This is a genomic window from Cellvibrio sp. ATLC23 (assembly GCF_057196725.1).
On the sequence record NZ_JBXUOS010000008.1, the window covers coordinates 62576 to 76701 of the forward strand.

Below are 14126 nucleotides of genomic sequence, written 5' to 3' on the forward strand. Positions count from 1 at the left end.
ATAAAAAAACCCGACATAAATGCCGGGTTTTGTATCACAGAAAAATGCCGTTATTTTTTATAAGAGCACTTGTTTGGGTTGCCTTGCGGATCAGAACCGAATGCTGCAACAGTACAGGCGATTGAACCACCGACTGATACTTTTTTGGTAACCCAGCTGCCTTTGCGACCGAAGGCGACCCAGCCATCACCCGAATCAACGGAACAGGTGCCGCCGAGATCAGCGCATTTGGAAAAACCAGTTGGGTAGTCGCCAGTACCACTCAATACCGGTGCACCGCTAGCCGAACTTGATGATTTACTCGACGACACAACAGCCACTGAGCTGGATGATTTGCTTGATGAAACAGCAACAGAACTCGATGACTTGCTTGCAGAAGAAACTGCGACTGAACTGCTCGCTGCACCACAGGCAGAAGCGGTTAACTGCGCATTGTTTTTACCTACACCTGCATAGCTGGCCAATTTGCTTTTTACACAGTCAGCAGACACGGGTGAATAGCTGTAGGGCAGGCTGATTGGGAAAGGAGCCGTGGTTGTCCAATTGGTCGCATCGATGGTGCCACCGCTAGACCAGGTAATGTTATAGGTAGCAAAATCGCCCGGAGTTTTGATGTTGTTGTTGCGCAAATCCCAGAAACCGCAATTGCTGCTGTCGTAACGGCAAGTTACCGGGTTAAGTGCATTTTCAAAATAGTTGTTTTCGATCAGCGCATATCCACCCTGACGCACATTGATACCGGAACCAGTAATGCCGTTGTAGTGATTGTTGTACATATGCGTCCAACCACCGCGCTGCAATGGCAAACGCGCATTAACGTTTTTGTAGATGTTGTGATGGAAAGTAATATTGCGTTGGAAATCAACGGAGGTATGACCATCTAAGCCCACTTTTTTGCTGTCGTGGATATAGTTGTACGAAACCGTGATGTTTTTTGAATCTTTTTTAATATCCAGCGCACTTTCAAAAGTCAGGTCGCCATCGGGTGAACCATTACATTCATTATTCACCGCAAACAATTCGTTGTGATCAATCCATACGTTTGAGGTGTTATCGATGCGCAGCATGTCTGCATCGTTATTGGCACCACCGAGCGCGCCTATTTTCATATTGCGAATAATAACGTTGCTGCTTTTGATCAGTGTAATACCAAAGTTTGCCGATGAACCATTGGCACCAGTGATAGTAATACCCTTGGTGAACTCTTTGATTTGCACTTCGCGGTAGGCATCGTTCCAGTGCGCTTTAGGGCAATTGCCCGATGAATCAGCTGTGTGATCTTTAACGATCTGGTTGATTAATGAATCTTCGTTACCGGTGTAGGTAATGATGAGCGGATAAGCACCGCCAGTCACTTTGTTGCCGTTGGCATCGAGCCTGGCGTTGGCGATGATGGTGTTGATTTGCTCGTAGGTTGACGCAGTAAAGGATTTTGCACCGCTGACATTGCCACCGTCAGTTGTTGCAAAACCACCTGTTGTAGCAGCAAATACTGAGCTGCTCGCACACATGGCCACTGCTGCAGCCAACATTGCAGGAGAAAAACGCACGGATTTCCGAGCGCAAGTTGAGTTTGTAGTAAACATAGCGACAATCTCATCAAAATTATTAAATTATTAGTGTGATGGATTGACCGGCCCCAGGTAGGAAACAAGGGGGGTAAAACATTGTCCGATAACGCACATTTATTTTTATATTGCTAGAAGGACTGCACCAGATTAGCGTTACATCACCCCCAATCTGAACACATACCAGCCGAGCTAACACCGGAATGAAACCAGGTCAGGAGAGAATTCTCACATTTGTATGATCAAACACACAAGCGGCCAATGCGTCATCGGCTTAGGCTTTATTCAGGGAAATGAACAACTACCCCGCATTTGTGTTCTTTTTATAGGCTTTCTGAAATAGTATTTTTATACACAAAAACCAACATCACTTACAAAAAATTCAAGTTAAGGAAGACCGTAAATTAAAAGGAATCAACTACAGTCGATAACTAGGCTGCCCTGCTTATGGCCACGATCCACATATTCATGCGCTTCTGCTATCTGCGCCAGCGGGTAGCTGCGATCAATCACCGGCACCAGAATTCCTGCATCAGCCAAGCGGGCTAACTCCGCCAAATCCTCCGCTCGCTCGGCACAGGGGCCTGCAATCAACCGGTCTCCGAGCCATAGCGCCTGAAGCATTTGCGGCAGTGTGGCGCAGACCGCAAGCAGGCGTCCGCCGGGCGCTAAAGCGTTGTGGGACTTCGCCCAGGGGGCATTGCCGTAGACATCCATAATCAGATCATAACGCTGGCCGCTGCGGGTAAAATCCGTTTGCCGATAATTCACCACCTCCTGAGCACCTAAAGAGACAACCAAATCGCGCTTGTCCGCACTACACACAGCCGTGATGTGGGCGCCGTAATGACTAGCGAGCTGTAACGCGGCGCAGCCCACAGCACCGCCCGCGCCATTTATGAGGATGGTCTCACCTGCCATTAACTTGCCACGGCGCAAAAAATCCAACGCGGTAGTGCCGCCAAACACCAGAGCCGCTGCCTGATGAAAGTCTAGCCGCGCTGGTTTATGGGCGATGGCGCCACCCTCATTAAGGCAGACATATTGCGCATGAGCACCCATGGCGATACCCGTGAGCGCGATAATCGCGTCCCCTGGCTTGAAGCGAGTAACAGCATCCCCCACAGCAACCACAGTACCTGCCAGATCCACCCCCAGAATGGGGCGACGAGGGGTATTGATCCCAAAAATCAAGCGCGAGAGTAGGCCGAACCCAAGCGGCATGCGCAGGCTGCGCAAACGTACATCAGCGGAATTAAGGCAACTGGCGTGCACTTTCACCAGCAGTTGATGGGCTTTGGGCACTGGCTGTGGATGCTCTACAACCTGCACCACATTCGGAGCGCCATAACGGGTGTAAACAGCAGCTTTCATCGAATACTTACTCCCAGCAGAAGTGAACTGCAAGTATAGAGGGCACTGCTGAGGCAAGATGTTATGAACTGTAGGCGAGGATTAGCCAAAAATATCCAACTGACCATCGGTTCGTTCGGCCACCGGGATGCTCAGGGGCTTGCGGAATAAACTGCAATCCAACTGGGCAAAGCGGCCGCTTTTCCCCAGACCATATCGCTTCAACCCTTTCGCAAAACGCTGGCGGATCATATCGGCCCAGAGGCCTTCACCGCGCATGCGGGTGGCGAAGTTAGCATCGTAATCTTTGCCGCCACGCATATCGCGGATACGGTTCATCACCCGCTCGGCGCGCTCGGGGAAATGGGTCTGCAGCCACTGTTGAAATAGCGGATTCACCTCCCAGGGTAGACGCAATACTGTGTAACCCGCAGCGGTTGCACCGGCATCGGCGGCGGCGCGCATCACATTTTCCAACTCCTGTTCCGTCACAAACGGAATCACTGGCGCCACACTCACCAGCACTGGAATACCCGCCTGCGCGAGTTTTTCAATCGTCTGTAAACGGCGGGTAGGCGATGCGGCGCGCGGCTCCAGCGTCCGCGCAATACTGTGATCGAGGGTGGTAATGGTGATCGCCACAGTGACCAGATTTTTCGCGGTCATGTCTCGTAACAAATCTATGTCCCGCTCGATTAAGGCCGACTTGGTAATCATGCCGAGCGGATGGTCGCACTCGTGCAGCACTGCCAAACACTGGCGGGTGATGTTCAAGTCGCGCTCGCAGGGTTGATAGGCATCGGTATTCATACCAAAAGCGATAGGGCTGGGCTGGTAGCTTTTATGCGCCAGCTCGCGGCGCAATAATTCCGCTGCGTTGGTTTTGGCGTAAAGCCGGGTTTCAAAATCCAACCCGGGCGATAACCCCAAATAAGAGTGGGTAGGACGGGCAAAACAGTAAATACAGCCGTGTTCGCAGCCGCGATAAGGGTTGAGCGACACGCTAAACGGCAAGTCTGGCGATTGGTTGCGGCTGAGTATTGTTTTGGCCAGCTCGGGGGTAATGTGAGTTTTTAATGCCGGGTTGATGTCGGTGTCATCGACAAAAGGAGTCCAACCATCGTCCACAGTTTCAATAAGCTGGGTTTCGTAGCGACCGGCGATATTACTGATCGCTCCGCGCCCTTTGTGTGCTTGGGGTACGGCATTGATCCAGGGGGCGGGGTCGATAAAGTCATCATCAATGGTCATAGTCTCGCACCCTTAAATGCTGTATATAAAAACAGTATTTTGGGCTTGATCCAACAGATGCGCAACTGCTATTTCGCTCGGGGCGAGCGCGCCAGATAAGGCATCTGGAAACATCAGTTTGTGCTGCGTGCGTACCATTTTAGGTTTACTGAGTACCATTTCAGGTTTGTTGCGCACCATTTCAGGTTTGTTGCGCACCATTTCAGGTTTGCTGCGCACCACTTCAGGTTTGCTGCGCAAACTGGTGCGACCGGATTTGGCAATTGGCGGAATATAGTTTTGTGGCAGGCCGTAGTCGCCGCACCCTAAACGTCTACTTCAGACATAAAGCGTTTTTAATTGCCTCTAATAACGATAAAGGTATTCGCTATGTTTAAGCTCAATCGCTGTACCGGCGTGCTCTTTGCGCTCGCCGCTCTGGTCGGTTTTACCGCCACCAGCCCCGCCACTGCCAAGCCTTATAAGGCCGCAGAAATCTACTCCAAACAAACCTATAAATATGGCCGCTATGAAATCCGTATGCGGGTCGCCAAAGGTAGCGGGGTGTTATCCACTTTCTTCACTTACAAAAATGGCTCCGAGCAACCGGGCACTTTTTGGGAGGAGATCGACATAGAGATTTTTGGCAAAAACAACGCCACTCAATGGCAGAGTAATGTGATTATCGGTACCAATCGCCCCACCACCAAAACCGAAGGTGTGCACACAACGCCATTTTCTATGGGCGATGGCTACCACACCTATGTGCTGGAATGGACCCCAAATTACATCGCTTGGTATGTGGATGGCACCCAGACGCGCCGGATTACCGGGGGGCAATTTGTCACCAGCCTGACCAGTGCGCAAGATCTGCGTTTTAACCTCTGGGCGGCGAATATCGCCGAGTGGGTCGGCCCCTGGAATGACAACATCCTGCCGGTATACCAATTTGTGAACTACATTGAGTACAAGCCTTATGTCGCCGCAACCAATAGTTTCGGCACTGGCTGGCGCGATGATTTCAACAGTTTTGATACCAACCGCTGGAGCAAAGCCAATTGGACTTTTGGCGAAAACCTCGCCGACTTTGATCCGAATAATGTAGTGGTAAAAAACGGCACTCTGGTGCTGGCGCTTACCCGCGAAGGTCAAACCGGTTATAGCGGTACACCACCCGTCGATGGCGGTACCAGCGGTGGCAACAGTAGCAGTGCGCCCGCCGCATCTATCACCATTCAGGCCGAAAGTTTTAACGAAGTAGGCGGCAACGTGACTGTCTCCGGCGGCACCGTGGGTTATATCGATGCCGGGGAGTGGTTCAAATATAACAATGTGAATATCCCGCAAACGGGCACTTACAAAGTGGAGTATCGCGTTGCCTCGGCGCTTACCACCGCGCAGTTCACCTTGGATCGCAACGGCGTAGGTCTGGGCACTATCAGCGTACCCAATACCGGCGGCTGGGGTAACTACCAAACGATCAGCCACAATATTTATCTGAACGCCGGGGTGCAGAGTTTGGCGATTTATGCCAACAGCGGCGGCTTTAATATTGATTGGCTTAAGCTGACTAAAATCTAATAGGGTTTCAGCCTTTGGGGGTTGCGGGCCCAATGCCTGCACCCCCGTTTTTATTTTTTGCTGCTGTTTTTTAACAATGTTTTTTGTAAATGAGGTAAATCTGATGCGTCGAATTTTAGGTATGTTGTTAGCGATCAGTATGGGATTGCTGAGCCATCTTGCTATTGCCAAGCCTTACAAAGGCGCAGAAATTTATTCCAGCGATAGCTACTTATACGGCCGCTATGAAATGCGCATGCGCGTCGCCAAGGCCAGCGGAGTGTTATCCACTTTTTTCACTTACAAAAATGGTTCCGAAGTGGGCAATACGTTTTGGGAAGAAATCGATATAGAAGTATTCGGTAAAAATAATGCAACACAATGGCAGAGCAATATTATTCTCGGCAGCTCGCGCCCCACTATTCACACGGAACAGGTTCATACCGCCAATACATCACTCGCCGACGCGTATCACACTTATGTATTGGAATGGACGCCGGATTATGTCGCCTGGTATTTGGACGGCGTAGAAGTGCGCCGCATTACTGGCACCAGCACAGTCACTAGCCTCACTAATCCACAAAGTTTGCGTTTTAATCTTTGGTCCCATGAGTCAGTGCCGTGGGTAGGTGCATGGGATGATGCTGTACTGCCGGTTTATCAATTTATAAATTACATCGAATACAAACCTTACAACGCCACCACCAAAACATTTGAAGGCGGTTGGCGCGATGATTTCAACAGTTTTGATAGCGCGCGCTGGGGCAAAGCCAATTGGACCTTTGACATGAACCGCGTGGATTTTGCACCGGAAAATGTAGTGGTAAAAAACGGCATTTTGGTGCTTGCGCTCACCAAAGAAAACGCCACCGGTTTTAGCGGTACACCTCCTACCGATGAACCCACCAGTAGCTCAAGCGCAAGTTCAATAACCGTTTCAAGTTCTGCAGCAAGTTCAGTTGCGGCGAGCAGTATTGCAGCGAGCGAAGCGGCAAGTTCTGCTGCAGTAGCGACTTCATCAACCGCAACATCCAAAGTGGCAAGCGGTGGTTCAGGTGGTGGCGGTGCAATGAATTTTGTGTGGTTAGTATTATTAGGTGGATTGGCCGTTGCAGGTCGCAGCGTTAAATAATCTGCTGAAATTACCCCCCCATCCCCCCCTTATCAAGGGGGGCTAGGGGGAGGGGTTCGTCTTTCTAAACTCCGCCGCCGACATCCCCGTATAGCGCTTAAAAAAACGGTGGAATGACGACTTACTGTTAAAGCCAGACTCCAGCAAAATATCCAGAATTGTCATCTGTGCATACTGCGGGTCAAGCAGCATTTGCTTGGCGCGATTGACCCGATACTCATTTACAAATTCAAAAAAATTCGTATTAAATTCTTTGTTAATAATGCTCGACACTTCGCGATAGTGAATCCCCACCTGCCGCGCAAAATCTTCAATATTCAAATTCTGGGTTAAATACAACTGCTGCTTTTCCATAGTGTTACGGATACGCGCAATTACATCGGGCGATACTTCAGCCGTGACAAAGACTTCTTTTTCTTTCGATTTAGCTTTAGTTTCCAGTAGCTGATGGGCATACAACAAGCTGTAGATGAAGAGCGCGTTAACCAATAGAAACGTAATGTAATTATCAAAAATACCAAAGCCATCGGCAACCGCAAAACTTACCGACTGCCCAAGTAGATGTACAACCAGAGACCACAACCAATTGAGTGCAAAACCCAGCGTCAGCAATAATAACCAATAAGGCCCCTGCAAACTCAAACTCGAATAAAATTGTTTTAATTGTTGTTTATAACGATAGATTTCTAACGCTGCCGCAAACGCATAAATTACCGGTACAAACTTCAAGTAGTGCCATAGATAATTGGTGAGCATTACTGAGTTTTCAGTATGGGTCGCAGATTGAAAGCGCAACCGGTCACTATCCAAATCGCCCCAGAGCACCCAACCAATAACGGCCAATAAATTTAGAAGATGCAATCCGTCTTTTGCACGCAGTGAAAAATTCGCCCGTGTAATCGCCACAACATACAAATACAGGCAAACACTTTTACCCACAACCGCCGCCACCAAACTTAGTGACAATGTCATTTTCGCCACATCACTGTGCAAGCCAATATAGTTATTCCATAACAACAAATTACCCAGCGAACTCGCCCCTACACAAACAAAAAATCCCGACAACAATTGCGAGGCAATCGCTTTTTGTTTGGACAGCACCCACTGAAAAATCACCAGCAGGACACAAACGGCGAGGGTAAGCACAAGGATTAAATCGTGAATATTGAAGATGGGTGTTTTCATAATTTTTTACTGAATTATCTCTGTAAAATTTTCTTTAGGTCTTTCACTATGCTTTAATCAAAAAAATACAAATTAACGGAATACAACGATGGATCAACAAAAAATTACGCTGAGTCACCAATACGAAGGCGGTTCTGGAATAGAGCTTCTTATGAGGCAATGCTGGATATCTGAATCTGTAAATCAGATTGTAATTGATTTTCATCGGTTACGTTTTATTGAAATTGGTTCAGTCGCCTTGTTGCTTGGCTTAATCACCAGTTGGAAAGCGCGTGAAATCAATGTCACTATTGATGCTAATTACAATAGTGATGCTTGTCGTTATCTGAGTCGCATCAATTTTTTTTGAACACATCTCAGCAGCACGCAAACGCTATAGGTTTTGTGGTCGCTCAACCCTATCCACCATCTGACAAGACACTGATTGCCATAGTAGATTGTGGTATTGGGGTAAAAGAAAGTTATTTCGTGTTGGCTCAAATGAAATAAGATCATGCCTTGGGGCGTAATTTCTTAAAAGGTATTGATGGCGACAAGATTAATGCATTGTTGGCAGGCATTGGTTACAACTTTCGGCTGCTGCTGAAGTGGCTGCGATTTTTTTGTCCCGCTATTTGGAGATGGTTGTCGGCGCTACTGTCGAAAAATAGCGAATGTGTTATCTGCACATTCGCTACGAGACAAGGATGGAGATCTGTAAATGGGTTTTTAACGGGCGACGGATTAACAAAAAAGCCCAAACAGAATCATCTGCTCTGGCTTTTTTTGTTTTTCATGATACCTACATTATTTTTTCAGTATCGCTTTTGGATTGGGCAAATCGGTAATCGTTCCCGCACCTAATTCAGCTGCCAAACCAACTGATTCATGCAGGGTTGGGTGGGCGTGGATGGTGAGGGCTATATCTTCTACGCTGGCACCAAATTCGAGCGCTAGAGTCAGTTCGCCGAGCAATTCACCCGCGTGTACGCCGACTAATCCTGCGCCGAGCAGGCGATCGGTTTTGGCGTCATAGATAAGTTTGGTTTTGCCTTCGCTGCGGTCGGCGGCGATAGCGCGGCCGCTGGCGGCCCAGGGGAATACGGCGGTTTTGAAATCCAGCCCCTGTTGTTTTGCTTCTTTTTCGGTCAGGCCGACCCAAGCGAGCTCGGGGTTGGTGTAGGCGATGGAGGGAATTGCCATTGGCTCAAAGGCATGTGGATGGCCGGCCACACCTTCGGCGGCCGCGTGGCCTTCATGGGTGGCTTTGTGGGCGAGCATGGGCTGGCCGATGATATCGCCAATGGCGTAAATGTGCGGCACATTGGTTTGTAAGAAGGTATTGACCTTGATAAAACCGCGCTCATCCACCTCGACACCGGCTTTTTCCGCATCGATCAACTTACCGTTGGGTACCCGTCCGACTGCCACCAATACGGCGTCGAATTGGCGTGGTTCGGCGGGGGCATTGGCGCCGCTAAAGGCTACTTCGATCGCCTCGGGTTTGGCGCTTACGGCTTCCACTTTGGTGGATAGCAGTACTTCAAATTTGTCTTTGTTGTATTTGCTGTAAACGGCGACCAGATCTTTATCGGCGGCTGGCACCAGTTGATCGGCAAATTCAACTACAGTGACTTTGCTACCCAAGGCTTCGTACACGGTTGCCATTTCCAGGCCGATAATGCCGCCGCCAATCACCAATAACCGCGCTGGTACATCGCGCAGTTCAAGCGCGCCGGTAGAATCAAAAATGCGCGGATCTTCAGGAATAAAGGGCAGTTTTACGCTGCGTGAACCGGCGGCGATAATCGCGTGTTCAAAGTCGATCAGGGTAGTTTCGGTACCTGATTCCACCGCCAGTTGGTGATCGCTAACAAACTTGCCATAGCCTTTCACCACGTTGACTTTACGCGCTTTGGCCATGGCATGAACGCCGGAAACCAGTTTGCTAACCACGGAGTCTTTATAGCCGCGCACCTTGTCGAGGTCGTGGGTAACCGGGCCAAAACTGAGACCGAGGTTGCCAGCATGGTGGGATTCATTAATCACTTCCGCCACATGTAGCAGCGCCTTGGAGGGAATGCAGCCCACATTGAGGCAGACGCCGCCGAGGCTGGAGTAGCGCTCAACTAACGTCACATCAAGGCCGAGGTCAGCGGCGCGAAAGGCGGCGGAATAGCCGCCGGGGCCACTGCCGAGAACTACCACTTGGGTTTTGATTGTTGCCATCTTGCTTGCTCCTTAACAGGTTGAGCGCCAGACGCGAGCGCCCGGCATTGACTGGGGAAGGGAATCAAAAGCTACTGGAGGGATGCTATCAAAAGAAACTGAAACCGACTTGGAAAAGTTTTTCCAGATCGCGGATATGTTTCTTCTGCAGCAAAAACACAATCACATGGTCGCCGGACTGCACTACTACATCGTCATGGGCGATCACCACTTCATCGCCATCGGGCCCCTCGCGCACAATTGCGCCGATATTGGCGCCCTCGGGCAGGTCTATGTCTTCCAGCGCTTTGCCGACCACCTTGGAGGATTTGGCATCGCCGTGGGCGATAATTTCAATCGCCTCGGCCGCACCCCGGCGCAGTGAGTGAACGTTCACTATGTCGCCACGGCGCACGTGGGTGAGCAGGCTGCCGATGGTGGTAGTCTGGGGGGAGATAGCGATGTCGATATCGCCGCCCTGTACTACATCCACGTAGGCGGGGTTATTGATCAGGGTCATCACTTTACGCGCGCCCAAACGTTTGGCAAGCATGGAGGACATGATATTGGCTTCGTCGTCGTTGGTAAGCGCGAGGAATACATCAGTATCCTCAATGCTCTCCTCCATCAGCAGGTCTTTGTCGGACGCGCTGCCCTGAATCACAATCGCTCGATCCAGCTGTTCTGATAGGCGGATGGCGCGCGCTTTGTTGTATTCAATCACGCGCACGTTGTAGCGGCCTTCGAGCATCTTGGCGAGGCGCAGGCCGATATTGCCGCCACCGGCGATGGTGATGCGTTTGTAGGCCACTTCGAGGCGGCGCAATTCGCTCATGACCGCGCGGATATCGGCCTTGGCGGCGATGAAGAAGACTTCGTCATCGGCTTCGATCACCGTATTACCGGTCGGCATAATGGCGCGATTGCGCCGGTAAATGGCGGCAACACGGGTATCGACCGAGGGCATATGCTCGCGTAAAAAACGCAGCTCCTGGCCGACCAGCGGCCCGCCGTGATAGGCCTTAACCGCGACCAATTGCACCTTGCCATCGGCAAAGTCCAGTACCTGCAGGGCGCCGGGCTGTTCAATCAGGCGGAAGATATATTCCGATACCAATTGCTCGGGGCTGATAAGTACATCAATCGGGATGGCACCGTTTTCAAACAGCTGCTGGTGCGTGAGGTAAGAGGTGGCGCGCACCCGCGCAATCTTGGTGGGGGTGTGAAACAGGTTCTCGGCAATGGTGCAGGCGATCATATTGATCTCGTCGTTGCTGGTTACCGCGACCAGCATATCGGCGTCTTCCGCTCCCGCTTGCTCGAGCACATCCGGGTGCGAGGCCTCGCCCGTGACCACACTGATATCCAGCCGGTCGCGCAGCTCGCGCAGGCGCGCTTCATCGGTATCGATCACGGTGATGTCATTGGATTCGCTCGCCAGATGTTCCGCGAGGCTGCCGCCGACTTGTCCGGCACCGAGGATAATAATTTTCATAGTCTACCCGTTGTGAGTCGCTGTCTAATCCATCGCCAAGTCTAGTGCTAAGTACGGCAAATTGCCGCTATCGTCGGCTAATGTGAAGAAATTGTATCAATTTGTTTTGCGCAAGCGTGCGTAGTAAAAGCCGTCGTGACCATCCAATTGCGGCAGTAATTGCCTGCCGCAGGGTTGCGTCAAACCCCAATCGGCATCAAGTTGGTCACAGGTTGCATCCTTATTGCGCGCCAAAAAGGCTTCGATAATGCGGGTGTTTTCCTTGGGCATAATCGAGCAAGTGGCATAAAGCAAAATGCCGCCCGGTTTAAGCAAAGGCCAGAGGTTTTTCAGCAGTTGCTGTTGTAGTTCGCCGAGTTTATCCAGCTCTTCGGGGGTGCGCAGCACTTTAATATCCGGATGGCGACGAATAATGCCGGTGGCGGAACAGGGCGCATCGAGCAAAATGCGGTCGTAAAGTTCGCCATCCCACCAGCTGTTGGGTTTGGTGCCATCGCCGCATAACACCTCAGCGGTAACACCAAGGCGAGTCAGGTTTTCGCGCACGCGGGTGAGGCGGCGCTCGTCGGCATCCAGTGCGGTCACCTCTAGGTTGGGCTCTAATTCCAGCAGATGGCCGGTTTTTCCGCCGGGGGCGCTACAGGCATCCAATACCCGCAAGTTGGGTGACAATTCGAGCAGATCGCCGCTCAATTGCGCTGCTTCATCCTGCACGCTCAGCCAGCCTTCCGTGAAATGCGGCAGTTTGCGCGGGTCACAAGCCTGTTCCAGAGTGATGCCATAAGGGCTGTGCTGGGTGGCTTTGGCGCTAATGTCGAGTTCGCGCAGCAGTTGCAGGTAGTTGTCGCGGCTGATTTTTTGGGTGTTCAAACGCAAGCTAAACGGTGGGTGTTGATTGTTGGCAGCGATCAATTCATCGAATTGCGTCGGCCAGCACTTGCTCAACATGGCCTCCATCCAGGCTGGATGATTGCTGTTAAAGGCTCGGTTTTCAGCCAAAAGATCGTCGATTTTGCTCTTATCCCGCTGAAAACTGCGCAAAACACCATTAACCAGATTAGTAGCCCAGGGCTTTTTGATCTGGCGCGTCACCTCAACGGTTTCGCCAATGGCGGCGTGATCGGGAATACGTGTATGCAGCAGTTGATAGAGGCCGAGCAGCAGCAGCGCCTGCACATCGCCATCTTTGGCGCGTAGGGGTTTATCCAGCAGGCATTCGGTATAGGCTTGCAGCTTCGGATAAAAACGGCAGGTACCAAAACACAGTTCTTGCAGTAAAGGGCGATCATTTTCGGCTACTTTCGCCGAAATGGGTGGTAATAAGCTTGATAGAGAACCTTTTGCGGCCAGTATCTGAGCCATGACCTGCGCGGCTGCGGCACGCACACTTAACATGCTGGTTGCTCCAGTTGCGCGCCGACCTTAAATAACTCCGGGTGGCCGCGCAGTATATCGCCGATGTTCATCGGTTTTTTGCCGGATAATTGCAGCTGTTCGAGGATAAGTTGCCCCTGTTTACAGGCGATCCATAGGCCTTGGTGGTCAATTTGGGTGATGCTGCCGGGTGCGGCATTGGTTGTGTTGTCGACCGTTTTAGCCGCCCAGATGCGGATGCGTTGGTCGTCGCCCGCGCCTGCAGGTTTGGTGTGTGCGACCGGAAACGGGTTGAATGCACGCACTTTGCGCTCCAGCTCCACTGCGGGCAATTGCCAGTTGAGCGCCGCTTCTTCTTTGCTGAGTTTGGGTGCGTAGTTGCTTAGAGTGTCATCCTGTTTTTCCGGTTTGATGGTGCCCGCTTGAATCAAATCGAGCGCCGCGATAAGTGCGGGTGTGCCGATACTGATGAGCTTATCGTGCAGGCTTCCGCCGGTATCTTCGGCTAATATCGAGCAAAATACCTTGAGTAGCATGTCGCCGGTATCCAGACCTACATCCATTTGCATAATCGTCACGCCGGTTTCGCTGTCGCCTGCTTCTATCGCGCGCTGGATGGGCGCCGCACCGCGCCAGCGCGGCAGGATGGAAGCGTGCACGTTGATGCAGCCAAGACGCGGGGCATCGAGCACCACTTTCGGAAGAATTAAGCCATAGGCGACTACGACCATCAAATCCGCATTAAGCGCGGCCAATTCGGCCACTGCTTCGGGCGCTTTAAAATTGAGCGGCTGGTAAACCGGAATATTGTGTGCGAGCGCAACCTCTTTCACTGGGCTGGCGGTGAGCTTTTTGCCGCGTCCGGCTGGGCGATCAGGCTGGGAATAAACGGCAATCACTTGATGGCGGCTAGTAAGCAGCGCTTTTAGATGCTCCGCAGCAAAATCGGGGGTACCGGCAAAAATAATGCGTAAACCTTGGCTCATGAATGACCTGTCGAATTGCAAAGTGTTTAAATCGTTGGCGATAGAAAATAAAAAAG

The 14126-nt window shown here is 51.1% G+C and carries 12 protein-coding genes; 4 read left to right on the plus strand and 8 right to left on the minus strand.

Annotation, left to right across the window (positions count from 1 at the left end; translation table 11 throughout):
* Positions 1-50: 50 nt before the first annotated feature.
* From AC2CG4_RS13595 to AC2CG4_RS13605, 3 genes are all read right to left on the minus strand, one after another.
* Entirely contained in the window at positions 51-1550 is a 1500-nt protein-coding gene (locus AC2CG4_RS13595) for a pectate lyase family protein (RefSeq protein WP_484486778.1), read from the minus strand.
* A 432-nt stretch (positions 1551-1982) separates the two neighbouring features.
* A complete protein-coding gene (locus tag AC2CG4_RS13600) occupies positions 1983-2942 on the minus strand; it encodes an NAD(P)-dependent alcohol dehydrogenase (RefSeq protein ID WP_484486779.1) in 960 nt (319 codons plus the stop codon).
* A gap of 81 nt (positions 2943-3023) precedes the next feature.
* A complete protein-coding gene (locus AC2CG4_RS13605) occupies positions 3024-4172 on the minus strand; it encodes a PA0069 family radical SAM protein (RefSeq protein ID WP_484486780.1) in 1149 nt (382 codons plus the stop codon).
* Positions 4173-4299: 127 nt separating this feature from the next.
* On the opposite strand from AC2CG4_RS13605, the gene AC2CG4_RS13610 reads away from it, so the two are divergent.
* From AC2CG4_RS13610 to AC2CG4_RS13620, 3 genes are all read left to right on the plus strand, one after another.
* A complete protein-coding gene (locus tag AC2CG4_RS13610) occupies positions 4300-4449 on the plus strand; it encodes a hypothetical protein (RefSeq protein ID WP_484486781.1) in 150 nt (49 codons plus the stop codon).
* Positions 4450-4541: 92 nt separating this feature from the next.
* Positions 4542-5732 (plus strand): family 16 glycosylhydrolase, encoded by a 1191-nt coding sequence (locus AC2CG4_RS13615; protein ID WP_484486782.1) that lies wholly within the window; start codon positions 4542-4544, stop codon positions 5730-5732.
* 103 nt (positions 5733-5835) lie between these two features.
* Positions 5836-6843 carry a glycoside hydrolase family 16 protein gene (locus tag AC2CG4_RS13620; protein ID WP_484486783.1) on the plus strand — a complete coding sequence of 336 codons (1008 nt, stop codon included), beginning with the start codon at positions 5836-5838 and terminating at the stop codon, positions 6841-6843.
* Positions 6844-6885: 42 nt separating this feature from the next.
* Here the strand turns inward: AC2CG4_RS13620 and AC2CG4_RS13625 are convergent, their stop codons facing one another.
* Positions 6886-8028 (minus strand): helix-turn-helix domain-containing protein, encoded by a 1143-nt coding sequence (locus AC2CG4_RS13625; protein ID WP_484486784.1) that lies wholly within the window; start codon positions 8026-8028, stop codon positions 6886-6888.
* An 88-nt stretch (positions 8029-8116) separates the two neighbouring features.
* Between AC2CG4_RS13625 and AC2CG4_RS13630 the strand changes: the two genes are divergently transcribed.
* Positions 8117-8377 carry an STAS domain-containing protein gene (locus AC2CG4_RS13630; RefSeq protein ID WP_484486785.1) on the plus strand — a complete coding sequence of 87 codons (261 nt, stop codon included), beginning with the start codon at positions 8117-8119 and terminating at the stop codon, positions 8375-8377.
* A 437-nt stretch (positions 8378-8814) separates the two neighbouring features.
* On the opposite strand, the gene lpdA is transcribed toward AC2CG4_RS13630, so the two are convergent.
* The 4 genes from lpdA to fmt form a co-directional block, all read right to left on the minus strand.
* Complete coding sequence (gene lpdA, locus AC2CG4_RS13635) at positions 8815-10236, minus strand: dihydrolipoyl dehydrogenase (RefSeq protein WP_484486786.1); 1422 nt, start codon at positions 10234-10236, stop codon at positions 8815-8817.
* Between the two features lie 88 nt (positions 10237-10324).
* A complete protein-coding gene (trkA, locus tag AC2CG4_RS13640) occupies positions 10325-11710 on the minus strand; it encodes a Trk system potassium transporter TrkA (protein WP_062060136.1) in 1386 nt (461 codons plus the stop codon).
* A 96-nt stretch (positions 11711-11806) separates the two neighbouring features.
* Positions 11807-13105 carry a 16S rRNA (cytosine(967)-C(5))-methyltransferase RsmB gene (gene rsmB, locus AC2CG4_RS13645; RefSeq protein ID WP_484486787.1) on the minus strand — a complete coding sequence of 433 codons (1299 nt, stop codon included), beginning with the start codon at positions 13103-13105 and terminating at the stop codon, positions 11807-11809.
* Positions 13099-14070, minus strand: a complete 972-nt coding sequence (gene fmt / locus AC2CG4_RS13650; protein ID WP_484486788.1) for a methionyl-tRNA formyltransferase — start codon at positions 14068-14070, stop codon at positions 13099-13101. The genes rsmB and fmt overlap by 7 nt, the downstream gene beginning before the upstream one ends.
* Positions 14071-14126 lie beyond the last annotated feature (56 nt).

Bases quoted from the DNA above. Each gene is read 5' to 3' on its own strand.
- AC2CG4_RS13600 (WP_484486779.1), bottom strand. From the start codon at position 2,942: ATGAAAGCTGCTGTTTACACCCGTTATGGCGCTCCGAATGTGGTGCAG.
- AC2CG4_RS13605 (WP_484486780.1), bottom strand. From the start codon at position 4,172: ATGACCATTGATGATGACTTTATCGACCCCGCCCCCTGGATCAATGCC.
- AC2CG4_RS13615 (WP_484486782.1), top strand. From the start codon at position 4,542: ATGTTTAAGCTCAATCGCTGTACCGGCGTGCTCTTTGCGCTCGCCGCT.
- AC2CG4_RS13620 (WP_484486783.1), top strand. From the start codon at position 5,836: ATGCGTCGAATTTTAGGTATGTTGTTAGCGATCAGTATGGGATTGCTG.
- AC2CG4_RS13625 (WP_484486784.1), bottom strand. From the start codon at position 8,028: ATGAAAACACCCATCTTCAATATTCACGATTTAATCCTTGTGCTTACC.
- AC2CG4_RS13630 (WP_484486785.1), top strand. From the start codon at position 8,117: ATGGATCAACAAAAAATTACGCTGAGTCACCAATACGAAGGCGGTTCT.
- lpdA (WP_484486786.1), bottom strand. From the start codon at position 10,236: ATGGCAACAATCAAAACCCAAGTGGTAGTTCTCGGCAGTGGCCCCGGC.
- trkA (WP_062060136.1), bottom strand. From the start codon at position 11,710: ATGAAAATTATTATCCTCGGTGCCGGACAAGTCGGCGGCAGCCTCGCG.
- rsmB (WP_484486787.1), bottom strand. From the start codon at position 13,105: ATGTTAAGTGTGCGTGCCGCAGCCGCGCAGGTCATGGCTCAGATACTG.
- fmt (WP_484486788.1), bottom strand. From the start codon at position 14,070: ATGAGCCAAGGTTTACGCATTATTTTTGCCGGTACCCCCGATTTTGCT.